The 22,772-nt window shown below is 74.2% G+C and carries 17 protein-coding genes and 1 pseudogene; 10 read left to right on the top strand and 8 right to left on the bottom strand.

Going from position 1 to position 22,772, the window contains the following annotated elements:
- Positions 1-46: 46 nt before the first annotated feature.
- From FGE12_RS14600 to FGE12_RS14580, 5 genes are all read right to left on the bottom strand, one after another.
- Positions 47-1,195 (bottom strand): phosphatidylserine/phosphatidylglycerophosphate/cardiolipin synthase family protein, encoded by a 1,149-nt coding sequence (locus FGE12_RS14600; protein ID WP_370458983.1) that lies wholly within the window; start codon positions 1,193-1,195, stop codon positions 47-49.
- A 259-nt stretch (positions 1,196-1,454) separates the two neighbouring features.
- Positions 1,455-3,191, bottom strand: a complete 1,737-nt coding sequence (locus FGE12_RS14595; protein WP_153867091.1) for an FHA domain-containing protein — start codon at positions 3,189-3,191, stop codon at positions 1,455-1,457.
- Between the two features lie 5 nt (positions 3,192-3,196).
- The gene (locus tag FGE12_RS14590; protein WP_194797886.1) at positions 3,197-4,120 is read right to left on the bottom strand and encodes a WYL domain-containing protein; all 924 of its coding nucleotides are present in this window, start codon (positions 4,118-4,120) and stop codon (positions 3,197-3,199) included.
- Positions 4,117-5,145, bottom strand: coding sequence for a YafY family protein (locus tag FGE12_RS14585; protein ID WP_153867090.1), 1,029 nt, complete (start codon positions 5,143-5,145; stop codon positions 4,117-4,119). Before FGE12_RS14585 ends, FGE12_RS14590 begins: the two co-directional genes overlap by 4 nt.
- A gap of 143 nt (positions 5,146-5,288) precedes the next feature.
- Positions 5,289-6,371, bottom strand: a complete 1,083-nt coding sequence (locus FGE12_RS14580; RefSeq protein WP_153867089.1) for a tetratricopeptide repeat protein — start codon at positions 6,369-6,371, stop codon at positions 5,289-5,291.
- A 284-nt stretch (positions 6,372-6,655) separates the two neighbouring features.
- Here FGE12_RS14580 and FGE12_RS14575 point away from each other — a divergent pair, with 284 nt between their 5' ends.
- The 4 genes and pseudogenes from FGE12_RS14575 to FGE12_RS30945 form a co-directional block, all read left to right on the top strand.
- The gene (locus FGE12_RS14575; protein ID WP_153867088.1) at positions 6,656-7,138 is read left to right on the top strand and encodes a hypothetical protein; all 483 of its coding nucleotides are present in this window, start codon (positions 6,656-6,658) and stop codon (positions 7,136-7,138) included.
- A 219-nt stretch (positions 7,139-7,357) separates the two neighbouring features.
- The gene (gene hflX / locus FGE12_RS14570; protein ID WP_153867087.1) at positions 7,358-9,013 is read left to right on the top strand and encodes a GTPase HflX; all 1,656 of its coding nucleotides are present in this window, start codon (positions 7,358-7,360) and stop codon (positions 9,011-9,013) included.
- 432 nt (positions 9,014-9,445) lie between these two features.
- Positions 9,446-10,243 (top strand): M28 family peptidase, encoded by a 798-nt coding sequence (locus tag FGE12_RS14565; RefSeq protein WP_194797885.1) that lies wholly within the window; start codon positions 9,446-9,448, stop codon positions 10,241-10,243.
- Between the two features lie 633 nt (positions 10,244-10,876).
- A pseudogene (locus tag FGE12_RS30945) lies at positions 10,877-11,032 on the top strand (TetR family transcriptional regulator); the annotation flags it as partial.
- A gap of 1,002 nt (positions 11,033-12,034) precedes the next feature.
- Here FGE12_RS30945 and FGE12_RS14555 read toward each other — a convergent pair.
- Positions 12,035-13,033 carry an NAD(P)H-dependent glycerol-3-phosphate dehydrogenase gene (locus FGE12_RS14555; RefSeq protein WP_153867085.1) on the bottom strand — a complete coding sequence of 333 codons (999 nt, stop codon included), beginning with the start codon at positions 13,031-13,033 and terminating at the stop codon, positions 12,035-12,037.
- A 158-nt stretch (positions 13,034-13,191) separates the two neighbouring features.
- On the opposite strand from FGE12_RS14555, the gene FGE12_RS14550 reads away from it, so the two are divergent.
- The 4 genes from FGE12_RS14550 to FGE12_RS14535 all read left to right on the top strand — a co-directional run bounded on the left by FGE12_RS14550 (position 13,192) and on the right by FGE12_RS14535 (position 16,843).
- Positions 13,192-14,112 (top strand): hypothetical protein, encoded by a 921-nt coding sequence (locus tag FGE12_RS14550; protein WP_153867084.1) that lies wholly within the window; start codon positions 13,192-13,194, stop codon positions 14,110-14,112.
- A 199-nt stretch (positions 14,113-14,311) separates the two neighbouring features.
- Positions 14,312-15,841, top strand: coding sequence for a HAMP domain-containing sensor histidine kinase (locus FGE12_RS14545; RefSeq protein WP_194797884.1), 1,530 nt, complete (start codon positions 14,312-14,314; stop codon positions 15,839-15,841).
- On the top strand, positions 15,838-16,542 hold the full coding sequence (locus FGE12_RS14540; RefSeq protein WP_153867083.1) for a response regulator transcription factor: 705 nt from the start codon (positions 15,838-15,840) through the stop codon (positions 16,540-16,542). The genes FGE12_RS14545 and FGE12_RS14540 overlap by 4 nt, the downstream gene beginning before the upstream one ends.
- A 43-nt stretch (positions 16,543-16,585) precedes the next feature.
- Positions 16,586-16,843 carry a hypothetical protein gene (locus tag FGE12_RS14535; RefSeq protein WP_153867082.1) on the top strand — a complete coding sequence of 86 codons (258 nt, stop codon included), beginning with the start codon at positions 16,586-16,588 and terminating at the stop codon, positions 16,841-16,843.
- 10 nt (positions 16,844-16,853) lie between these two features.
- Here FGE12_RS14535 and FGE12_RS14530 read toward each other — a convergent pair whose 3' ends face one another.
- Positions 16,854-17,558: a bifunctional 2-polyprenyl-6-hydroxyphenol methylase/3-demethylubiquinol 3-O-methyltransferase UbiG gene (locus FGE12_RS14530; RefSeq protein WP_153867081.1), complete on the bottom strand. Its 705-nt coding sequence runs from the start codon at positions 17,556-17,558 to the stop codon at positions 16,854-16,856.
- A 276-nt stretch (positions 17,559-17,834) separates the two neighbouring features.
- Here FGE12_RS14530 and FGE12_RS14525 point away from each other — a divergent pair, with 276 nt between their 5' ends.
- Together FGE12_RS14525 and FGE12_RS14520 are read left to right on the top strand one after the other, a co-directional pair.
- Positions 17,835-19,406, top strand: coding sequence for a hypothetical protein (locus FGE12_RS14525; RefSeq protein WP_153867080.1), 1,572 nt, complete (start codon positions 17,835-17,837; stop codon positions 19,404-19,406).
- A gap of 134 nt (positions 19,407-19,540) precedes the next feature.
- The gene (locus FGE12_RS14520; protein WP_153867079.1) at positions 19,541-19,987 is read left to right on the top strand and encodes a hypothetical protein; all 447 of its coding nucleotides are present in this window, start codon (positions 19,541-19,543) and stop codon (positions 19,985-19,987) included.
- On the opposite strand, the gene FGE12_RS14515 is transcribed toward FGE12_RS14520, so the two are convergent.
- Positions 19,984-22,671: an amidohydrolase family protein gene (locus FGE12_RS14515; RefSeq protein ID WP_153867078.1), complete on the bottom strand. Its 2,688-nt coding sequence runs from the start codon at positions 22,669-22,671 to the stop codon at positions 19,984-19,986. The two genes, FGE12_RS14520 and FGE12_RS14515, sit on opposite strands and share 4 nt — an antisense overlap.
- Between the last annotated feature and the right edge of the window lie 101 nt (positions 22,672-22,772).

Here is a 22,772-nt window from a genome sequence, read left to right as displayed (position 1 = left end):
GCCCGGGTCTTCTAGGGCGCTCGGGGCGGGCATGCAAAGGGTTCGTTCAGAGCACTTTTCGGAATAGGAAGAGCAGCCGTTCGAGCAGCTTCTGCCAGGTGGGGCGGCGGCGGAAGGCCTCCAGCTTCACCTCGTGGCAGCTGCCGCAGTCGGTGCGGAAGCTCTCCTCGAGGGCGCGGCCCAGGCCCGGGTCGGCGAAGACCGCGTTCACCTCGTGGTTCATGCCCAGGCTGAGGCGCTCGAGGTTGAAGGAGCCCACCGTCCCCCAGACCCCGTCCACCACGGCCGTCTTGGCGTGCAGCACCCCGCGCTGCCACTCGAAGATGCGCACGCCTGCCCCCAGCAGCCGCTCGTAGAAGGCGCGGGTGCAGTACTCGAGGAAGGGGTGGTCCGAGCGGCCGTTGAGGATGAGGCTGACCTCCACGCCGCGCCGGGCGGCGTCGCGCAGGGCGGCCACCATCTTGCGGTCCGGGATGAAGTAGCTCGCGGCCACCAGCACGCTGGTGCGGGCGCGCCCGATGGCGTGCAGGTAGGCCTTGTGGATGCCGCGCCGGCTGCTGAGCACCGCGAGGCTCACGTTGCCGCGCGAGCGCGCGCGCACCGCCTGGCGGTGGCGCAGCTGGGCGGCCCAGGTGCGGAAGCGGTGGCGAAACGCCATGCGCCAGGTGGCCACGAAGCGCCGCTCGAGCGCGTGCACCGCGGGGCCCTCGATGCGCAGCACGTCGTCGCGCCAGTTGGCCCCCTGCCCCTCGGGCGCCCAGTGCGCCGCGATGTTCACCCCGCCGGTGAAGGCCACCGCGCCGTCCACGACGAGGATCTTGCGGTGGTCGCGCTTGAGCAGGTGCTGCAGGCCGCGGCTGAGGCTGAAGGGCTTGAAGGGGCGGATGTCCACGCCGCGCGCGCGCAGGCCCGTGAAGAAGCTGCGCCGGGCCGTCCAGCTGCCCACCGCGTCGTAGAGCACCTTCACCCGCACGCCGCGCTCGGCCGCCTCCGCCAGCGCCTCGCCGAACAGCTCCCCCACCGCATCGGTGAGGAACATGTACGTCTCCAGGTGCACGTAGCGGCGCGCGGAGCGGATCGCCTGCAGCATCTCGGGGTAGGCCTCCACCCCGTCGCGCAGGAGCCGGGCGGCGTTGCCGTCCAGCACGGGGTGGCGCGCGGGCAGGTAGTGGCGCGCGAGCCGCGCGTTGGACACGCCCGGCCCCCAGGCGGGCGCGTGCTCCGGTGGGACGCGGGTTCCCGAGCCGCGATCTCCCGAGCCACGCTCCTCGCGCCCCTGCAGTCCCCCGCTCTTGCGGCCTTCCTCGCGTGCCTCCGCCTCGTGATTCACCCCCCAACGGTGCGGATGGGAGGCCGGTTGGGCAAGCGGCCGAGAGGCCTCGCGGGGTTGCAGTGTGGAGGTCCGCGCAGGCAGGGCGGCCAGGCAGGCTTGGCCAGAAGGCGCCGGGGGCGCTCTAGAGCCCGTAGCCCGCGCGCTTGCGCTCGGCGCGGGCGCGGCAGGGCTGATCGGAGGCGGGGAAGTACTCCTTGAACTGATCCAACCCCGCCGCCACCGCCTTCCAGTCGCGGCGGTTCGCGTCCCCCTCCACCTCGAGCAGCAGCCGCGAGCAGGTGCGGTCCAGCTCCGCCTGGGCCTCCCGCACCCGGTCGCGCGCCTCGAGGTGCAGCGCGGGGCGGGGCTCGGGGTGGGCCTCGAGCAGCAGCCACGCCTCGCGGAAGGCGCGCCACGCGGCGTAGCGGTTGCCCGCGCCGATGTCCTTCGCCTGCAGGTTCTTCTCGCCGCGCGCGTACGCCTCGCGCGCCGCGGCCACCAGCTGCTCGGAGGGCATCTCCGGCAGGAGCGCCGTCTCCACCCAGAGGTTCCAGATGCGCCAGGGGTCCTCGCCCGGCGGGTTGTGGGTGTTGTCGAAGGTGATGCGGTTGGGCTGCCCCTTCTTGAGCAGCTCCGGCGGCACGCGCACCTCGAGCGCCCGCTCCTGGCTGTTGAGCCGGTCCGCGGGCAGCGCGCCCACGTCCGCACCGTTCACCGTGACCATCACCTCGCCCTGACTCAGGCCCTGCGCCTGCAGGTGCAGCAGGACGACGGCGCGCGTGGCCGCGGTGTACTCCCAGGTGAAGACCTTCATGTCCGGGCGCTCCCACGTCACGCCCTCGCCCAGGCCGAAGGAGTCCGCGAGCGGGCGCGCCGAGAGCACCGCGGGCTCCGCGCCGCGCTCCCCGCTCGCGCTCGACCCCAGCACCGCCCAGAAGAGCAGCGCGACGAGGCCCGCGCCCAGGGCACCCGCCCCCGCGAGGAGCCCGCGGCGCACGGGGGGCCGCGCCTCGGCCCAGAAGAGGCGCGCGCGGGCGAGGAGCGGGGGCAGCGTGCGGCGCAGGCGCGCGCGCTCGGCCGCGGTGAGGCGCTGGCCGGGGGCGGGGCGTGCCCGGGGGGCGGGGCGCGGCGGGGGCACGGCGAGCGCGGCCGGCGCCTCCTCGCTCACGGCGGCGAGCGCGGCGCCGGGCGCCGCGTCCTCGCTCCGCTCGGGCAGCGCGGCACGCGCGGTGGCCGGGCGCGCGGGCCCGCGCGAGGGGGAAGCGAGCGCGCCGGCCGCGGCGGGACGGCCCGCAGCGGCAGACGGCCCCGCGGCGTGCGCCTTCGCCGCGGAGGCCCCGGGAGCGGAAGGACCCGCGCCGGCCGCCCGCGGCGGCGCGCTGGCACTCCGGGGACTCGCGCTGCCCGGCGAGGCAGCCGAGGCGAGCGGGACGGCGCTGCGCGCGGGAGCTGCAGCGGAGGAGGGCTCGACGCGCGCGGCGGGGCTCGCGCGGCGCGACGCTGCGGGCGGCGGGGCGACGATGCGGGTGCTGTCCGGGTCGGCGGGCGGCTCGGCCGGGGCGCTGGGCGCAGCGGACGCCGGCTGCGGCGCGAAGAGGAAGGCGGCGTCTCCGAGCGCGAGCTCGTCGCCGGCGGTGAGCGCGCGCCTGCCCTGCACCGGCTCGCCGTTGAGCAGGGTGCCGTTGGCGCTGCCCAGGTCCTCGACGGACCAGTGCCCCGCGCCCGGCTCGCGCGCGATGCGGCAGTGGCGCCGGCTCACGCCCGCGTCGTGCAGCACCACGTCGCAGGTGTCCGCGCGGCCGAGCAGGACCTCGTCCTGGTCGAAGTGCAGCTCCCGGCCTGCGTCCTGCCCCTCGGCGATCGTCAGCTGGAAGCCCATGCGGGCTACAGTTCTAGCGAGGCGCGGGCCGCGCGGGCAACCGCCTCCCGGGCCCAGGCGGGCTCGAGCACCTCGGCCTCGCCTCCGAACGAGAGCACCCACTGCGTGAGCCAGCGCTCGCTGTCCCCCGCGACCCGCACCTCCACGCCGCCGTCCGCGAGCAGGCGCGCATCCTCGCCGAAGCGCTCGCGCACGTAGGGGGCCGCGGTGCGGCTGAAGCGCACGCGCACGTCGGTGCGGCCGCGCGCGGGATTGGGCACGCGCGCGTGCGCGTCCGCGGGCGGCTCGAAGGTCGCGTCCGTGAGCGCGAGCGAGTCCATGCGGTCCACGCGGAAGAGGCGGTCCGCGGCGCGCACGTGATCGTAGCCCTGCAGGTACCACTGGCCGCGGTGGCTGAGCAGCTCGAAGGGGCGCACCCTTCGCGTCTCGGGCGCGTGGCCGGGGCTCGCGTAGAGGAAGGTCACCTCGCGCCGCTCGAGGATGGCGCGGGTGAGGGGCGCGAGCGCCTCGGGGGCATCGAGCGTCGCGTCGATCTTGCGGCCCATCTCCCGGGCGCGGTTGCGCGCGGCCGGCGGCAGCACGCGCTCGAGCTTCTGCAGCGCGCTGGCGAGCGCGTCGCCCGCGGCCGGGCGCAGCAGCTCCGCGGCGGCGCTGAGGGCGGCGGCCTCCGCCGCGGTGAGGCGCGGCGGGGCGCTCAGGCGCTGGTCCAGGTCCACGTAGACGCGGTCGTTGTCCACGTAGATGTCGATGTAGTCGTCCGGGTTGAAGGGGGGCCGGCCCACGCACGCGAGCAGGTCCAGCTCCTCGAGCAGGTCCTCGCGCCCCACGCCCAGCGCCTGCGCGAGCGCGTCCACGCTCACGCCCGGGTGCTTGGACACGTAGGGGACGAGGAAGAGCAGGCGGCGCAGCCGCTCGTGCACGTCGCTCACGGGCGCACCTCCTGGGCCTGCGGGTCCTGCGGGGCATGGCGCTGCAGCACGCGCTCGGCCATCTCGCGCACGCGGGCGCGGGCGCTCTCGGGCGCGAGCACCCGGCACTCGGGCCCCAGCGCGAGGCAGAAGCGCAAAAGCCCGTCCATGAAGGTGGCCGCCACGCGCACGTGCGCGACCCCGTCCTCGCCGCGCGTCACGGGCGCGCCGGGCAGCAGGCTCTCGGCGCGGGGCGCGAGCTCTCCGCCGAGCTGCAGCTCCACGTCCACCGGCGGGTGGAAGCGGTGCTGCCACGGGTAGTGCGCCACGTGCGCGTCGAGTGAGAAGTCCGCGGGCACCTCGAAGTCCGGGGTACGCGGCTTCGCGCTGTTCATCTTCAGGCTGCGGATGCGGTGCACGTGGAAGGTGCGCAGCCCCTGGCGCAGGTGGCAGTAGCCCACCAGCGTCCACACCCCGCGCCGCAGCGCGAGCCCGTAGGGGTCCACGCGCCGCTCGATGAGCTCCGCGTACTTGGGGGACTGGTAGGTCATCTGCACCCACTTGCGCGCGGCGCAGGCCTCCCAGAGCGTCTCCAGCCGCTCGCCCAGGTCCTGGTCCGCCTGCACCGCGCCCAGCTCCATGCGCACGCGCGGGGTGGGAAGCTGCTCGCCGGCGAAGAAGCCCATCTTGCGCATCGCGTGCGCGAGATCCTGGCGGCCGGGGAAGGCCTCGGAGGCGAGCGCGGCGCTCCCCGCGGCGTAGAGCACCGCGAGCTCCTCCTTCGTCAGGCCCACCTCGGGCAGGTAGTACGCGTCGCGCTCGACGACGTAGCCGTCTTTGCGCTCGTCGTCGCCCTGGATGTACGTGAGCGGCAGGCCCAGCTCGAGCAGCTCCGCCTTGTCGCGCTCGAACTTGCGCTCCGCGGCGTCGTCCGAGATGGCGCCGTAGTCGGCCGGGAAGTGCTCGCGCAGCTCCGCCCAGGAAACGGGCTCGCGCGCGTCGAGCAGGAGGGCGACGAGATCGAGGAGGCGTTCGGTGCGTTCCATGGCGGCAGGGGCCCGGGCTCGCGCGCTGAAGGAAGCGCGGGCGGGGACAATGTGCAAAGCCCCCGCGAGGGTCAAGGCGCGCGCGCGGGGAATTCAGGAGAGAACACGCAGCTCCCGCCGCTTTTTCCAGCGCGCGTGTCCTTCTACTGCGGCTCGCAGATGCCCTGCACGCCCAGTGCACAGGCGCGCGCATTGAAGGTGCGGGCCCGGTCCGGGGCCACCAGCGTGGCCGCGTTCGCGCAGGCGAGGCCCACGCCCGCGTCGCAAGCCCGCTCGAAGAGGGAGAGTGCGCGCGCCTCGTCCTCGGGGGTGTGGCTGAGCCCGAGCAGGAAGCCCTGGTTGTTGCAGCTGCGCAGGTGGCCCGCGCTGCAGCCGCGCCCGTAGGCGGCGAGCGCGCGCTGGCGCTCGCCGCGGCGCTCCTCCACGCTGCCCAGCACGCTGCAGGTGGCCGGCTCCGCCGCGCTGCAGAAGGGCTCGAGGTAGCGCGCCGCCTCGGCGAGCTCCTCCGGGCGGGTGCTCGCCGCGTACACCACGCCCAGGTTCTTGCACCCGACGGCGAGCTTCGCCTTGCAGCTGCGCTCGTAGAGCGCGCGCGCCTGGGCGAGGTCTCGCGCGGCGCCCCGCCCGCGCTCGAGCATCCAGCCGAGGTTGTTGCAGGCCGCGCTGTAGTCCGCGTCACAGCCGCGGCGGTAGAGCGCCACCACCTCCGCGTCCTTCGTGGGCTCGGGCTGCGCGGGCAGCAGCAGGTCGCCGAGCGCCGCGCACCCGATGGTCTCCGAGCTCGAGCAGGCCCAGCGCTGCAGCTCGAGCGCCCAGGTGAGATCGCGCGGCAGCCCTCCGGCCCCGGTGGCCAGCAGGATCCCCAGCGCCGAGCAGGCCTTGTAGTCCCTGCCCTCGTTCTCCTTCACCTTGCACGCGCTCTCCAGCAGGGCCGCGGCGATCCACTCGTCCTTCGCCACGCCGGCACCCCTCACGTACTTGCCCGCCATGACCGCGCAAGGGCTGGGGGACCGGGACTCGCACTCCCTCACGAGCCGGTAGGCCCGGAGGCCACGCTCGCCCTCGAGCCCTTTCCACAGCGGGCGCACCGCCCGCTCCTCGGTCACGGGCGTGCCGGCGAGCAGCGCGGTGGCGCGCCGGGTGGGGGGCAGCAAGCCCTCGGGAGCGGGGCGGGCGTCCGGCGAGGGGGAGAGCACGGCGAGCGCAACGAGGAGGGCGACGGGCATCGGGAGCTCCTGTGGCAGGTGACACGCGGCCAACGCCCGCCCCGTCAATGCATATCTGCCCCGTTTTGCGGGCCTGCGCCGGGGTGTCCAGCCGGCCACGGGGGCGGGGTTTGGGCCGCCGCGAGCCCCGTGTCACAATGGCCGCAATCGCCCCCGCCCCGGGACGTTGTGTCCAGCGCAGGGCCCCCGGTGGAGGGGGCCCATGGCGGGGAGCCGGCCCGGCCCGGTATGTCGCAGGGGGCGCCAGCGTTCCCTGGCGCAAGGGTTGCTACCGAGGACTGACCATGGCCCGCTCCTTCATCATCCGGATGTTCCTGGTCGGCACGATGCTCTCGGGGACGGCGCTCGCCCTCGCGCCCGCGAAGGCCCACGCCGAGCCGCTCTACTTCGCGCTCGAGGTGCGGCGCGCCGGAAGGCTCGTGGCCCAGCCCAAGCTCCTGGGCGAGACGGGCCGCACGGTGCGCGCCGAGCGGCGCCAGCCCGGGGCGGCCCAGCCGGACTACCGGCTGGTGCTCACCCCGTCCGCCGGGGGCAAGGAGAGCTTCCAGGTGGAGCTGGACGTGGCGCTGCCCGAGGGGCAGCAGGGCCACGGCGAGCTGTCCCTGCTGCACGGCGAGCAGCGCAAGCTGCAGCTGGGGCGCGTGCCGGGGGAGCTCGAGGTGTCGCTCCTGGTGATGAAGGTGGACTCGCCCGAGTTCAAGGCCCTGATGGACCTGGGCGCCAAGGACGCCGCCGCGCGCGAGGCCTGCCGCAGCTGCAACATCTGAGCAGCCCGCGCATCCCACTTTCCTGCAGTCAGTGCAGCGCGGAGGCGTCCCGGATCCGGGGCGCGTATTCCCGCGTCTGGGACAGGAAGCGCCGGGGCCGGAGCAGTGTTCTCACCAGTCCGGCCGCGCGCAACCCCGGCCTCCGCCGGGCGTGAATCCCCGCTGGGCAGCCCCTATAACTGGGCTGGAGCACCCCTCACGGAAAGAGACGACACGGATTTGAGAGAGATCTTCGGCAACACCTCAGGTTTGAAGTCCAGCGAGCAGCAGAAGCTGCAGAACACCTACCGGCGCCGCATCTCCCCCCAGGAGATCGTCTCCCCGGAGCTCGCTCGCCACCTCACCGAGCTGTCGCGCGAGACCCACCGCCAGGTGGGAGTGCTCATCAACCGCAAGGGCGAGATCGAGCACGTCCTGGTGGGCGACGCGCACCAGCTGGAGCTGCCGGACATCGGCCGCGCCCGCGCGGGCCAGGTGCGTCTGCGCGGCCTGCGCCTGGTGCACACGCACCTCAAGAGCGAGCCGCTGACCAAGGACGACCTCACCGACCTCGCGCTGCTGCGCCTGGACCTGGTGGCCGCCATCGGCGTGGGGCCCGAGGGGCTGCCTGGCGTGCTGCACTGGGCGCACCTGGTGCCCGCGGACGACAGCAGCGCGGCGCTGTGGCGCACCGAGTCCCTGCCCTCCGTGCACGGCGATCAGCCCGACGTGCAGGCCACCCTCACCGCGCTGGAGGCCGAGCTCAACCGCACGGCGGCCGCGCGCAAGGTGAGCGGGCGCGAGCGCGCCATCCTCGTCGCCGTGTGCCTGGACGGCAACCGCGCGCGCGCCGAGGCCAGCCTCGCCGAGCTCGAGGAGCTCTCGCGCACCGCGGGGGTGGAGGTCATCGACCGCGTGCTGCAGATGCGCCGCGAGCCGGACCCGCGCTACCTCATCGGGCGCGGCAAGCTCGAGGAGCTCAACCTGCGCAGCATGCAGGCCATGGCGGACGTGCTCGTCTTCGACAAGGACCTCACCCCCTCGCAGGGGCGGCACATCGCCGAGGACACCAGCCTCAAGGTGCTCGACCGCACCCAGCTCATCCTGGACATCTTCGCCCAGCGCGCGCAGAGCGCGGACGGCAAGCTGCAGGTGGAGCTCGCGCAGCTGAAGTACCGGCTGCCGCGCCTCTCCCAGGCGGACGAGGGCCTGAGCCGGCTCGCCGGCGGCATCGGCGGGCGAGGCCCCGGTGAGACGAAGCTCGAGATCGACCGCCGCCGCGTGCGCGACCGCATCAACCACCTGGAGAAGCGAATCGAGGGGCTGTCCCGCGAGCGCCAGGTGCGCCGCGCGCAGCGCAACCGGCGCGACCTGCCGGTCATCTCCATCGTGGGCTACACCAACGCGGGCAAGAGCACGCTGCTCAACGCCATCACCAACGCCGAGGTGCTCGCGGAGAACAAGCTCTTCGCCACGCTGGACCCCACCAGCCGCCGCCTGCGCTTCCCGCAGGAGCGCGAGGTGATCATCACCGACACGGTGGGCTTCATCCGCGACCTGCCCAAGGACCTGGTCAACGCGTTCCGCGCCACGCTCGAGGAGCTCGCGGACGCGAGCCTGCTCCTGCACGTGGTGGACGCGGCAGACCCCGCGCGCGACGAGCAGGTGGAGGCCGTGGAGGGCATCCTCGAGAGCCTCGAGCTGACGGACAAGCCGCGCCTGATGGTCTGGAACAAGGCGGACCTGCTCCCTCCGGACGAGGTGGAGGCCCTGCTGCGCACGCACGGCGGCGTGGCGATCAGCGCGCAGACCCGCGAGGGGCTCGCCACGCTGCTGGCCAAGGCGGACACGACGCTGTTCGCCGAGGGCGCCAGCGCTGCCATGGTGGGCATGTAGCCGCAGAAGGTCCCTCGCTCCCCTGCCCCACGGCCAGCCCTCGTGCAGGCCGCGGGGCAGCGTGCGCATCCTGCCCCCATGGCAGAGCGAGCAGCGCCGCAGCCCGGCCAGGAGCCCTCCATCGGCAGTGCCCCCTCACCGGAGCCCACGCGCGCGCGTGAGGCTGCTCTGTCCGGAGCGGCTCGCAGCGCACCGCTGGAGCGCGACGCCCGCGGCCCCCGGGGACGGGCCCTGGACTCTCCTCAGCAGCGTGACGAGCGCGGGGCCCGCGCGCAGAGAGAGCGAAACACAGAGCAGGCATTCGCAGAGCCTCCCGGCGCGCAGAGCGAGCGAAACGCAGAGCAGCCATTCGCAGAGCCTCTCGGCGCGCAGCGGGACGGCGCTGCCGAGCAACGGTCCGCGGACCTCCTCGGCGCAAGACTGGAGCGCGAGGTGCGCGCGCTCGCGGAGCAGCTCGGGGAGCGCAACGTGCGCGACGCGCCCCGCTTCTTCCACCTCGAGCGCGCTGCGACGCGCATCGAGCACGCGCTGGGCGCCTCCCTGGCCGCGCGGGGCCTGCGCCCGACCCGGCGCTCGTTCCGGGTGGGCGCGCAGGGCGTGCGAACCCTCGAGGCGGAGCTGCCCGGCGCCCGCGCTGCCGACGACGTGGTGGTGGTGGCGGCGCGCTACGACTCCCCGGCGGGCAGCGCCGGCGTGAACGACAATGCGACGGGCGTGGCCGCCCTGCTCGCGCTCGCGGAGCGCTGGGCCTCTGCCGACCGCACCGCCGCATTGACGGTGCGCTTCGTGGCACTGCCCTCGGGACCGCTCACGCCGCTGCCCGCATCCCGCGTGTACGCAGCGCACCTGCGAGAGCACGGCACGCGCGTGCGCGGCGTGCTCTGTCTCGAGGCCCTGGGGCGCAGCGCGCGCGGCGCCCGCACGGAGCCGCTGATGGTGGTGAGCAACCTCGCCTCCCGCAGGCTCGCGCGCACGGTGACGTGGGCGCTCGGGCAGGGCGACGTGAGAGGCCGTGCGGCGTTCGTCCCCGGCACGCTGCCTGGCGTGGGCGCCTCGGACCCCGGTGCCTTCTGGCGGCAGGGACTGCCGGCAGTGCGCGTCACGGAGGTCTTCCCGATGAGCACCTGGCGCGCGGACGAGCGCGTGGAGCAGCTCGACTTCGCGAGGCTTGCCACCGTCGTGCGCGGCCTCGAGCGCGTGCTCGAGCGGCTCACGGACGCGGAGCACTGAGAGGCATCACGCGCGCGCTGCTCGCTCCGCACGTTCACCCGCGCGGTCTCACGCGAGGCCGCGCGGTGTCGTGGGACGCAGCATTCCGCTCCTCCGGGCACGCCTACCTGCGGGATTTCCGATGCACCCCAAGGCGGGGAAGCCGGGCAGTGGAGAGCGCAGAATGCCGTCTGGGCAAGCACGCCCCCACGCGCGACCGACGCTGCGTTCGAAGGCGAGGGCAGCACGGTGGAGAGAGCGCAGCATGCCGCTCGTGCAGGCACGCCCTGCGGACGCCCAAGGCTGCGCCCGAAGGCAGAGGCCGCGATGCATTGGATCTCACCATGCCGTTCGTGCGGCACGCCCGCCGAAGTCCGGGGCCGCGCGGAGAGGGCGAGCGCAGCATCCTGTTCGTCGAAGCCCGCTCCCGTGTGCTCGAAGCTGCGCCCGAGCACGGGTGGAAGCAGATGCCCGCAGCCCGGCGCACCACCCGCCGAGCGCCCATCGAGCGCAGGTCGCAGCGCCTCGCATTGGCGCGCTCCTCGCCCTCCGGGGCACCGCGCCTGCGACGTCAGCCACCCCTGCTACGACGAGGGTGCCTCGTAGAAGCAACGTTGCTTTCACGCGAGACCTTGGGGCGGGAGGGGGGCGGGCATGTGGGACGTCGAGGAGCACTGGCGGGACGGGCGTCGGCGGGCGGCGGTCCTGTTCGTGGAGCACGGCTACGAGCACGTGCGCGCAGAGGAGATTGCCCGTGCGATGCGGGTGTCGCTGGGGTCGCTGTACCGCTGGCACGGGAGCAAGGGTGGCCTCGCCGAATCGATGCGGTGGGAGACCCATGCGGCCCTGCAGCAGTGCGCGCTGCGCGCGTTCGAATGGGCGCTCGAGGATGGCGCCGCGTATCGCGAGGCCTTCCTCGAGATGTGGCAGGCCATGGCTCGGTGGGCCATCCTCGACCCGGAGTTCTTCGGCTTCACCTACCTGACTCCGATGACGGGCCGGGCGCGGCAGGCGCAGGCCTCGCGGCGGGTGGGCGAGCGCAGGCTTCCCACCGATCCGTGGGTGCGCAGGGAACACGGCCTGGAAGAGATCGAAGTGCCCCGTGTGTGGCTCGAGCGCGTGTTGCGCCGAGGCATCGACGAGGGAGCGGTGAGGCGCGCCCCGCTGGTTATCCTCCGCGCGCTCACGTGGGGGCCGCTCGTCGCTCTCGTGCGCGAGGTCCTCGCAACCCAGTTTCGCGCTTCGGAAGCAGAGGACGATGCCCCCTCGGACGACAGCCCGAAGTCGGCTCGGCCCGAAGATGAGTCCCCGTCACCCGAGGACGATGTCCCCTCGGACGACAGTCCAGCGTCGGCCCCGCCCGAAGGCGACGCTCTCTCACGCATGGATGCCGACCTGGCGCGGGTCGCCGCTGCGGTCTGGGAGTCCCTGCGCTGCGAGGCCCCTGCGGCGCCGGGGCCAGCGGGGCCGTCTGGAGGGCCGAAGGCAACGTCCTCCGCGGCGGGGCCTGCGGGGCCGTCCGGTGGCTCGAAGGACGCTTCGCCCGCGCCGAGCGCGCCGCCCACGGCAGGCGCGGAGCCCGCAGCGGCCCTGCGCTGCCTCGCAGCGCCACCGGCCACGGCAGGCGCGGAGCCCGCAGCGGCCCTGCGCGGCCTCGCAGCGCCGCCGCCCACGGCAGGCGCGGAGCCCGCGGCGGTCATGCGCTGCCGCGCGGAGGCACTGCCCGTGGCCGCGCGGGCGCAGCCCCGGAGTGCGGCCCGCGGCGCGAGGCGCAGGTCCGAGGGACGCTGGCGCCGCGCCTCGCCTGCGCGACTACAGCTCGCTCTTGGGCTGGCGGGTCATCAGCTCGACCACCGCCGCCTTGGGGCTCTTGCCCTCGTACGCGATGGCGTAGACCTGGTTGCAGATGGGCAGCTCCACGCCGGTCCGCACCGAGAGGTCGCGGGCGCTCTTGGCGGTCTTCACGCCCTCGGCGACCTGGTTCATGTCCCCGAGCACCTCGGCGAGGGGGCGCCCGCGGCCCAGCTCCATGCCCACCTTGCGGTTGCGGCTGAGCTCGCCGGTGCAGGTGAGCACCAGGTCCCCCATGCCGCTGAGGCCCGAGAGCGTGAGGGGGTTTGCGCCGCGGCTCACTGCGATGCGGGCGATCTCGGCGAGCCCGCGGGTGATGAGCGCCGAGCGCGCGTTGTGACCCATGCCGATGCCGTCCGCGATGCCCGCGGCGATCGCGATGACGTTCTTGAGCGCGCCGCCGTACTGGACGCCGACCACGTCGCTCGAGGTGTAGGAGCGGAAGGTCTCCGTCTGGAAGGCGCGCTGGCAGCGCTGCGCCACCTTGTCCCAGTGGCTCGCGATGGTGACCACCGTGGGCAGCCGCTGCGCGAGCTCCTTGGCGAACGAGGGCCCGGAGAGCACCGCGATGTACGGGTGGTAGGCGTCCGGCAGGCAGTCCTCGAGCACCTCCGTCATGGTGAGCAGGGTGTCGTTCTCGATGCCCTTGGCCACCGTGATGATGGGAACCCCCTGCGGCAGGTGGGGCAGCGCCTGGCCCATCACGTCGCGGGTGGCGTGGCTGGGGGTGGCGGCCACCACGAGGTCCGCCCCCGCGAGCGCCTCCTGCAGCGAGTGCGAGGCGCGCACGTTGGAGGCGATGGGGATGCCGGGAAGATAGGTGGGGTTCTCGTGGCGGGTGTTGATGGCCTGGACGAGCTCGGGCTCGCGCGCCCACATCTGCACCTGGCTGCAGTTGGTGGCGAGCACGTTGGCGAGGGCCGTGCCGAAGGAACCGGAGCCGATGACGGTGGCGCGCATGGGAGTCTCCCTGGTGCCGCAGCGGCGGGCACTCAGGCCACTGTAGTTCAGCCCCCGGCCCGCTCGCACGGCCGCTTGCGTGCGGTCGCGCACGTTGGAGCGGGCGCTCGCCCACGCTCGCCCTTGCCCCCGAGCGCGCTTCGTCTAGTGTGCGCGCGATGAAGCGGGCTGCAGGTCCGATCGCCGTGGGAGCGCTGCTCGCGCTGGGGGGCTGCCGTTCGGAGCCCTCGGGGCCGAAGCCGCTCGAGGTGCCGGTGAGCGGCCTCAAGTGTGAGCTGCTGCTGCCCTCCGAGCTGCGCGAGCAGCTGCTGCCCGGCGCCCGGCTCACCCAGGACAGTCCCTGCCCCACCTGCGGGCCGGTGTGCACGCTGCGCGTGTCGGGCCCGCCCGAGACGCTCGCCTCGGTGGCCTACGACTGCGAGCCGCGCACCGAGACGGACTACCTGAAGCTCCTGGAGCCCACGCTGCGCGCAGGGGGCGAGGAGGTGCCGGTGCTCGGCCGCGCCGCGGCGCGCGCCTCTCCTGCCCCCGGCGTGCTGCAGGTGGTCACCTTCGACGACGACACGCCCTGCAGCCTGGTGACCACCTGGCTGGGCGCCTCGCCCGAGCGCGCCCTGGAGCTCGCGCGCGCGGCGCTGCACGCCGCGACCCCCGACAGCGTTCGCGGCATCGCACCGCCGCCTCCCCTGCTGTTCCTGCAGGACGACGCGGGCACGCCCGACGGGGGTGACTCCGGTTCGGCAGATGCGGGCGCGGAGCCCTCGCCGGATGCAGGCGCGCCCCCGCTGCCAGCGGCCCTGCCCGATGCTGGCGCGCTGCGCCCGAGGCCGCGGCCGCGGCCTCCCACCGCGCTCGATGGCGGCACGGGAGAGGCGCAGGGCGGTGCGGCGCTGCCCGCCCCGGGTACCCCCGCTGCGCCGCGGGCCGTGGACGGGGCGGCCGCGCCTCCGGCGAACGGCGCGCCCGCGGCGGCGCCCCAGGTCGCGCCCGATGCCGGCGGCACCGCGGCGGCCGCGCCCCGCCCTGCTCCGCCCGGCGCGAGCAGCTCGCCTGCAGGCTCTGCAGACGCCGGCGCCTGAGCCTGGACCGTGCCAGGCGGGGGCACTCCTCGCGGCGGCTCCGCTGGCGGCGCCCGCTTCCCACCCCCGCTGCCTCACCCGACGCCGGGTGCTCCTGCACTGCCAGGCCTCCGCCGCAGCGGCTCCGGGAGCGCCTCGCCCCTTTGGCTGCACGTGAGACGAGCGCGGGGGCGCGCCGGGCGGTAGAAGGGAGACTGCCGTGGCCCGCACTCCCACCATCAACAGCTTCCGCCGTACCTTCGCGCTGCTGCTGCTGCTCGTCGTCGTGCCCAGCGCGGGGCTCTCGGGCTTCGGCGTGGTCGCGATCATCAACGAGCGCGCCGCGGTGGAGAAGCGGCTCGAGACGGCGTGGACGGGCACGCTCGAGGGCCTGAGCGAGACCCTGCCCGAGGCGCTGCGCGCCGCGCACTTCGTGCAGGTGGGCAGCCACCTCGCGCTGGCGAGTCCGGGCGGCCAGGTGCTCTCCGAGTCGGACTTCAGCTGGGATGGCGGCGCCGTGAGGTCGGACGACCCGGCGCTGGCCGGGGCGCTGAGCGCGCTGGTGCCGGCGGTGGGCGCGCTGCCGCAGGGGCGGCTCGCGGTGTTCTCGGCGCAGACGCCCGCGGGGCCGCTGCTGCTCGCCACCGAGCGCGGGCCGGACGGCAGGGTGCGCGGGGTGCGCCTCAGCCGGCAGGCGGTGGAGGAGCTGCTCGCGGACCTCGCCAGCCGCTACGTGGCCTCGTCGGAGCCGGTGCGCTTCGTGCTGCAGCCCCTGCGGCACCCGGAGGGAAGCGAGGGGCTGGTGGGCAAGCTCGTGAACGAGGTGGCCCAAGCGCGCGAGAGCGCCCTGGTGGGCACGCCGCTCGCCGAGCGCGTGCTGTCCCCTCCCCTGCAGGACTTCCGGCTCGTGGTGCAGCCCACGGGCGAGGACCCGGTGGCGCGCGACAGCTTCCGCAACCGCATCATCTACGGCGTGCTGCTGGGGCTCTTCTACCTCACGCTCACCTTCGGCGTGGTCTACACGGCGCGCACGCTCTACCGCCAGGCGAAGCTCAGCCGCCTCAAGACGGACTTCGTCTCGCTGGTGAGCCACGAGCTGCGCACGCCGCTCACCAGCATCCGGATGTTCATCGAGATGCTGGCGCTGGGCCGGGTGAAGGACGAGCGGCAGACGCAGGAGGTGCTGGGGCTGCTGACGCGCGAGACGGAGCGGCTGAGCGCGCTCATCGAGCGGGTGCTGGACTGGGCGCGCATCGAGAGCGGGCGCAAGGCGTACCAGCGCGAGGTGGTGCCGGTGGGGGCGCTGGTGGACGCGGCGGTGGAGGCCTTCCGCGCGCAGCGCTTCGACCGCGAGGTGGACCTCCGGCTGGACGTGCCCCCGGTGCTCCCCCCGGTGAACGTGGACCGGGACGCGCTGGCCGGCGCCCTGCTCAACCTGCTGCAGAACGCCTTCAAGTACGGCGGGGACGCGGACCCCAAGCGCATCGAGCTGGAGGTGAAGGGCGAGGGGCGCTGGGTGTCCTTCAGCGTGCAGGACCACGGGGCGGGCATCAGCCCGCGCGACCGGCGGCGCATCTTCGACCGCTTCTATCGGGTGGACAACCTGCTCACCCGCAAGACGGAGGGCAGCGGACTGGGGCTCGCCATCGCCAAGCGCATCGTGGAGGCGCACGGTGGCAAGATCTCCGTGCACAGTGTCGTGGGCGAGGGCAGCCGCTTCACCATCCAGCTACCGGCAGGCAAGGCATGAGCACCAGCAGCAGCGAGAGCGCGCGGCGCATCCTGGTGGTCGAGGACGACCTGTCCATCCTCACCGGGCTGTCGATGAACCTGAAGTTCGAGGGCTACGAGGTGCTGCAGGCGCAGGACGGGCGCACGGGCCTCGCGCGCGCGCTGGACGAGGCCCCGGACCTGGTGGTGCTGGACGTGATGCTGCCGCAGCTCAACGGCTACGAGGTGCTGCGCGAGCTGCGCGAGCGCGGCCGGGACACCGCGGTGGTGATGCTCACGGCGAAGGGGATGGAGCGCGACAAGATCCTCGGCCTGAACCTGGGCGCGGACGACTACGTGGTGAAGCCCTTCGGGCTGCAGGAGCTGCTCGCGCGCATCAAGGCCGTGCTGCGCCGCCGCTTCCCCATGCAAGGGGGCCCCGCGCCGCTCACCTTCGGGGACGCGGAGGTGGACCTCGCGGCGAAGACCGTCACGCGCGCCGGCGCCCCGGTGGAGCTCACCGCGCAGGAGTTCAAGCTGCTCGCCCACTTCCTCGCCCACCCGGGGCGCACCTTCAGCCGCGACGAGCTCCTCGCGGCGGCGTGGGGCTACGACTACGAGGGCAGCGCGCGCACCGTGGACAACTTCATGCGCCAGCTGCGGCTCAAGTTCGAGCCGGACCCCGAGGCGCCGCGCCACTTCCTCACCGTGCGGGGCCTGGGCTACCGCTTCGATCGCTGATACCCCTCGAGGCTCGGGAAGAGAGAGCCAGGAGAGACACACCATGCACCGCCGCTACACCATCCACCGGGACGGGGACCTGCTCGTCGAGGAGCTCGACGCCGAGGGCAAGGCGATCGACCCGGAGCCCGTGCCGCCCGAGGACCGCCTGCCCGTGGAGCTGATCATGCTCGCGCCCGACGGCGAGGAGGCCAAGGCGCAGCTCTTGGACCTGCTCGAGCTCGCGCTGGGCATCGAGAGCGAGGGGCCCGGCGAGAGCCACAGCAAGCCCTACAAGTTCAAGCTGGACGTCATCAGCTAGAGGCCGTGTTTCAGAGACCGGCAACGCCGATGTGGCGCGGGTCGTCCGCGTCGAAGGGCTTGCCGTCGAAGCGGCCGTAGCGCTCGCGGGCGGTGAGGCCGCAGGCGGCGAGCGCGCGGTCCAGCTCCTCGGGGCTGAAGTGCTGCAGGCGCAGGCGCCGGATGCCGCCGGCCTGGCCCGCGCGGGTGCGCTCGCGCAGGTGGAAGGCGAAGGGCAGGCGCTGCGGCTCGAGCCCCGCGGTGGGCTCCGCGTCGTCGTCCGGCTCGGGGGGCCGCGGGGGGTTGAGCACGTCGAAGGCGAAGGTGCCGCCCGGGGCCAGGTGCAGGCGCACCGTGGTGAGGAAGGCCTCGAGGTCCTCCAGCGTGGCCATCAGCCCCAGGGCATTCTGCGGGGCGAGCACCAGCGGGAAGCGCTCCCCCAGGCGCAGGCCGCGCACGTCCGCGGCGAGGAAGCGCGCGCGCGCGGAGGCCTCGGCGCCCACGTTCGCGCGGCGCTCCTCGGCGCCCTGCACCATGCGCTCGCTGGGGTCCACGCCCACGACGCTCAGGCCGCGCTCGGCCAGGTCCCACGCCACGCGGCCCGTGGCGCTGCCCAGCACGAGCACGGGCCCGCCCGCGGCGCGCTCGGCCGCGAGCCGCGCGTAGAAGGCGAGGTCCGCCTCGGGTCCCACCAGGGAGAGCGGCGTGCGGCCGCCGCGTGCGTCGTTGCCAGCCATGAGGCCTCCCCGCCTATCACGGCCGGCTCCCCCGTGCGCGGGCCGTGCGCGTGCCCTGCCTGGGCAGCGCGCTGCCCTGAGTGGGAAAAACCCTTCCCACCCGGGCGTGTACTGGTGGACGGAAGGCCCGGCCCCCAGGGCGTGAGGGGCGCTGGCACCCCGCTTGCCCTGCACCCGCCCCGGCGCGTGGGGTCCCTGGAGTGCAGGGGTCCGGGAGTGCGCGCGAAGACACAACGCGGGAGCGAGGCGGCGATGCGGCGGGCTGGGACGTGGGGCGTGGTGCTCGCACTGGCGGGCGCGGTGGCGGTGGCGGGGTGCGGCGGGAGCGAGGGCGCGAACGTCGAGCCAGACGAGCGGCCGGTGGTGGTGCCGGACTCGGGCACCCCGGACGCGAGCGTGCCGGATGCGGGGCAGCCGGATGCGGGGCGGCCGGACTCGGGGACGCCGGATTCGGGCACGCCTGACTCGGGGATTCCGGATGCAGGCCCGCAGCCGCTGCCGGCGGAGGCCTACCCCACGCTGGAGGGCTGGCGCTTCGTCGGGCCCGAGGCCGGGGGCCCGAGCGAGATGCTGGACGTGGCGACGGACGGCAGCGGCAACCTCTGGGTCGCCGGCGGTGAGGACGGCCTCTTCCTGCTGCGCAAGACGGCGAGCGGCTACGCGGAGCGCTTCGAGCGCTTCACCATGGCAGACGGCCTGCGCCCCTACGGCTACATGCCGGACGGCAGCGCCCCGCCGGGCACCAAGTACCTCAAGGTCATCTCGGTGGAGGGAGGTCCGGGCAGCGCCACCGTGTTCGTGGGCTACCAGGGCAAGCCCCCGCCGGCCGGCGCCTACGACTGCGAGAACAACTGGGACGGCCCCAACCCGGATCCGAGCATCTACAAGAGCGGAGACGCGGACCGCGTGACGCTCACGTCGAGCGGACTGCAGGTGGTGCACTACGACATCTTCTCGGGCCCCGGCGTGGTGGCGCGCGAGCCGCAGGGCCGCGAGCGCATCTGCAACATCTACCGGCTCGCCTACGATCCGGCCACCGACACCATCTGGTTCGGCGCCAACCATGGCTTCGCGCGCGGGGATGGGCACTACCCCGGCAACCCCACCTGCAACGGCCAGATGAGCTGCTGGGGCGGCGAAGAGCACACCCACCCCGCGATCGCCGGCTGCAGCGACAGCGACCACAACGGCAACTGCAACGGCGAGAGCCCCGGCCCCGTGACCGACCGCTACTTCGGCATCGCGCCCACCGGCAACGGGGACGTGTGGTTCGGCGGCGCGAACCGCTCGGTGAAGTTCCTCTACGGCTCGCGCAACCGCAACTACTGGAAGGCGGCGAGCGAGACGGAGGACTTCCCGTACGCGGCCAACCGGCTCGACATCTGGCCGGACCCCTTCTACGAGGTTCAGCCCAACGGCGAGCCCACCTACTACACGCCGAAGATGCGCGATGACGACAACGTCTCCGCCATGGCGCTGACCCCCGACGGCGGCGCGTACGTGAGCTCCTTCAACCACGGCCTGCGCGTGCTCAATGCGAGCGGCAACCTCGCGGGCGACCTCACCGACAAGCTGCTCAATCCCTACCTCACCGCGATGGCGTACGACTCGAGCGGCGACACGCTGTGGGTGGGCTACTGGTGGGGCGGCGGCATCAGCCGCATGAGCGGCAACGGCAGCGGCGCCACCCACCTCTTCCAGTCCCTGGGTGCGCTCGGTGGCCACCCCGTGTACCGCCTCCGCGTGGACCGCACCGGCGGTGGGCGCCGGGTGCTGGCGGCCTTCGGCGCGCTGCAGGACAAGTCCGGCGGCAAGGCCGGCGCGCTGGGCATCTACACCGGCCCGTAGCGCGGGGGCGCCTCAGCGCAGGCCCGGACGCGGCCGCTCTCCTCCGGGAGGGCGGCCGTCGTGCGTTCGGCAGTGCACACATGCACGGGAGGGCAGGGCATCCGGACCGGGCGGGGCTCCGTACCGTCGCCCACATGTACGCGAGCCCTGCCGTCACGACCGATGCGCTGCTGCAGCTCGAGCCCCTGCCGGGCGGGATGACTCGCGCCTCCACGGCGCGCGGGAGCGTGGAGTACGGCTTCGTGCGCCCCAGCGTGGTGGTGGGGCGCTACACGGGCACCCCCGAGGAGCCGCTCTACGGGCCGGTGACGCAGGCCATGGCCCTGCAGCTGGGCCACGAGCGCGCGCTGCACGTGTTCGCGGACCTCGAGAACATCGAGGGCTACGAGCCTGCGCTGCGCGAGCGGTGGGTGGCGTGGTTTCGCGCGCACCGCTCGGCCATCGCCAGCTGCCACATCCTCTTCCGCTCGCGCCTCGTCGCCATCGGCATCGGCATCATCGGGGTCGCCATCGGCGGCCGCGTGCACACCTACGGCAGCCGCGACGAGTTCGAGGAGGCGCTGAAGCGGGCGGGCCGCTAGGGCTGCACGCCCGCGCGGTACTTCTCGAAGAGCGCCGCCTGGCGCGAGCGCAAGGGCACCTGCGCGCCGGCGATCCACATGCCCACGGGGCGGCTGCTCGCCTCGAGCGGGTCTCCGCTCCAGAGCACCAGGTCCGCGGGGCTCCCCGCGGCGACGTGGCCTCCCGGCAGCCCGAAGGTCTCGGCCACGTTCACCGTGAGCGCGCGCAGCGCCTCGTCCCAGGGCAGCCCCCACGCCACCGCATTGCCCGCCTCCTGCGCGAGCGTGCGCACCTGGTGGGGCTCTCCCAGCGTGGAGATCATCACCCGCACGCCCGCCTTCGCGAGCAGCGCCGCGTTGTCCAGGCGGCTGTTGAGGCTGTCGAAGGTGGCCGGCAGGTTCTGCGTCGGCTGCAGGATGACCGGCACGTGCGCGGCCGCGAGCTCGTCCGCGACCATCCACCCCTCCCCTGCCCCCGCCACCACGAGCCGCAGGCGGAACTCGCGCGCGAGCGCGAGCGCGGCGCGCAGGTCCGTGGCGCGGTCCGCGGTGACGACCACGGGCAGCGTTCCCGCGAGCACCGGCTGCAGGGCCTCGAGATCCAGGCGGCTCGCCGCCACGTCGCGCATCTGGTTGCGCTCGAACTCGGCGCGCCGCCGCCCGTACTCGCGCGCGTCCGTGAGCAGCTCGCGCAGCCGCTCGAGCGTGGCGCTGCGCGTGGAGGAGAGCGCGCTGCGGCCGCCATTGCCCAGCACCACGTGCATCGCGAGCGCGTCGCGCCGCACGCGCCCGTCCAGCGCCACGAAGGTGCTCTGTCCGGGGACGAGCCCGCCCTGGGGCGCGGCGCCCGCGGCCGTCACGCCGCCGAGGCGCGCCACCTCGAGCGTGGCGGAGGCCGGGTTGAAGCTGTCCACCGCGCGCAGGGCAGCGTGGACCGGCTGCTTCGCGGCGTCACCGCGCGGCGAGAGATCGTTGCTCGCCTCCTCCGAGAGCACGTCCGCGAGCCCCAGCCCCGTGAGCGGGTCCACGAAGCCCGCGCTCAAGAGCCGCCCCTGCCCCTCCACCGTGCGGCAGCCCGCGGGAGCGGCCGCGAGCGCGCCCACCTCGGCCACCTTGCCGTCCTGCACCCGCACCTGCTGGTGCGCGGTGAGCCGGCCTGCCTCGAGCAGCGTCACGTCGCGCAGGACGACGCAGGCGTCGCGGCTCACGGGCAGCGGCGCGGAGCACGCGGGCTCCTTCGCCGCGTCGCACGCGGCCGGAAGGCCTTCGGGGCGCGGCGCGGGCTTCGCCACCAGCTGCGCCGCCTCGCGCCCGTCCACCTCGAAGTCGCTGGGCTCGGCGGGGCCGGTGCGCGCGTCGTAGGTCACCACGCCGTCCACCCAGACGCGCGAGGCGCGCGCGTAGACGGAGAGAGGGTGGCCATCCCATAGCACCACGTCCGCCATCTTCCCGGGCGTCAGCGAGCCGGTCTGCGCGTCCACGCCCATCACCCACGCGGGATTCAGCGTCACCCAGCGCAGCGCCTCCTCCTCGGAGACGGGGATGCCGGACTCGCGCGCGCGCCACATCGCCTTGGCCGCCTCCTGGTTGAGGCGCTGGATGCCCAGGGGCGAGTCCGAGTGGATGACGGTGCGCACGCCCGCCTGCGAGAGCAGGCCCGCGTTCTCGGGGATGCCGTCCCAGGCCTCGAGCTTGAAGCCCCACCAGTCCGACCAGGTGGCGACGGCGGTCCCCTTCTGCGCGATGCGCTCGCGCAGCTTGTAGGCCTCGAGCGCGTGGTGGAAGGCGCGCACGGAGAAGCCGAACTCGTCCGCCACCCGCAGCATCACCTCCATCTCGTCCGCGCGGTAGCAGTGGTTCTGCACGAGGATGTTGCCCTTGAGCACCTCGCCCAGCGTCTCGAGCTTCAGGTCGCGCAAGGGCGGCGGGCCGAGCTCGGAGTCGTCCTTCGCCTCCTTGCCGCCCTTCTTCGCGCGCTTCTTCTCGTAGTCCTCGAGCTTCGCGAGGTAGTCGCGCGCCTGGATGAAAGCGGTGCGGTAGCCCGCCACGTTCGCCATGCGGGTGGTGGGCGCCGTGCCCTTGCCCTCGCCGTACACGCGCCGCGGGTTCTCGCCGCAGGCCATCTTCAGGGAGTCCTTCGCGCCCGGGAAGCGCACCTCCGCCGCCGAGCGCCCGAAGTGCAGCTTCGCCGGGAAGCCGCGCCCGCCGATGAGGTTCGCGCTGCCGGGAAGCACGAGCAGGCTCGTCACGCCGCCCGCCGCCGCGCGCCGCAGCCCCGGGTCCTGTGGCCAGAAGGAGTGCTCGGCGGAGATCTCCGCCGTCACCGGCGCGCTCGTCTCGTTGCCGTCGTCGTTGCTGAAGCTCTGCGGCGAGGCGTACACGCCCAGGTGGCTGTGCGCGTCGATGATGCCCGGCGTCACGTAGAGGCCGTGTCCGTCCAGCTCCTCGGCGCCCGGCGGCGTGGGCACGTCCGCGTTGCGCCCCACCGCGACCAGCTTGCCGTCCGCGAAGGACACCGCGCCGTCCGCGATGGCCGGGCCCGTCGCCGGCATCACCGTGGCGTGGCGGATGACGACCGCCTTCGGCTGGCGCCAGGTGCGCGCGGGCGCGGAGGCAGGGGCCGTGTCCGCCTGGGACTCGGGGTGGGGAGAGACCTGCGAGGCGGTCGCGCAGGAGACGAGGGCGAGCAGGGGCAGGAAGCGCATGGCCCCCTGCTTCCTAGCACGCCCTCTTCAGTGCAGCAGGTGGGGGTGGCGTGAGACGCGCGCGCCGAAGATGAGCAGCGCCAGCGTCAGCACCCAGACCC

It is taken from the genome of Aggregicoccus sp. 17bor-14, assembly GCF_009659535.1.
Classification (GTDB): Bacteria; Myxococcota; Myxococcia; order Myxococcales; family Myxococcaceae; genus Aggregicoccus.
This window is presented reverse-complemented; position numbering and strand designations above follow the sequence as displayed.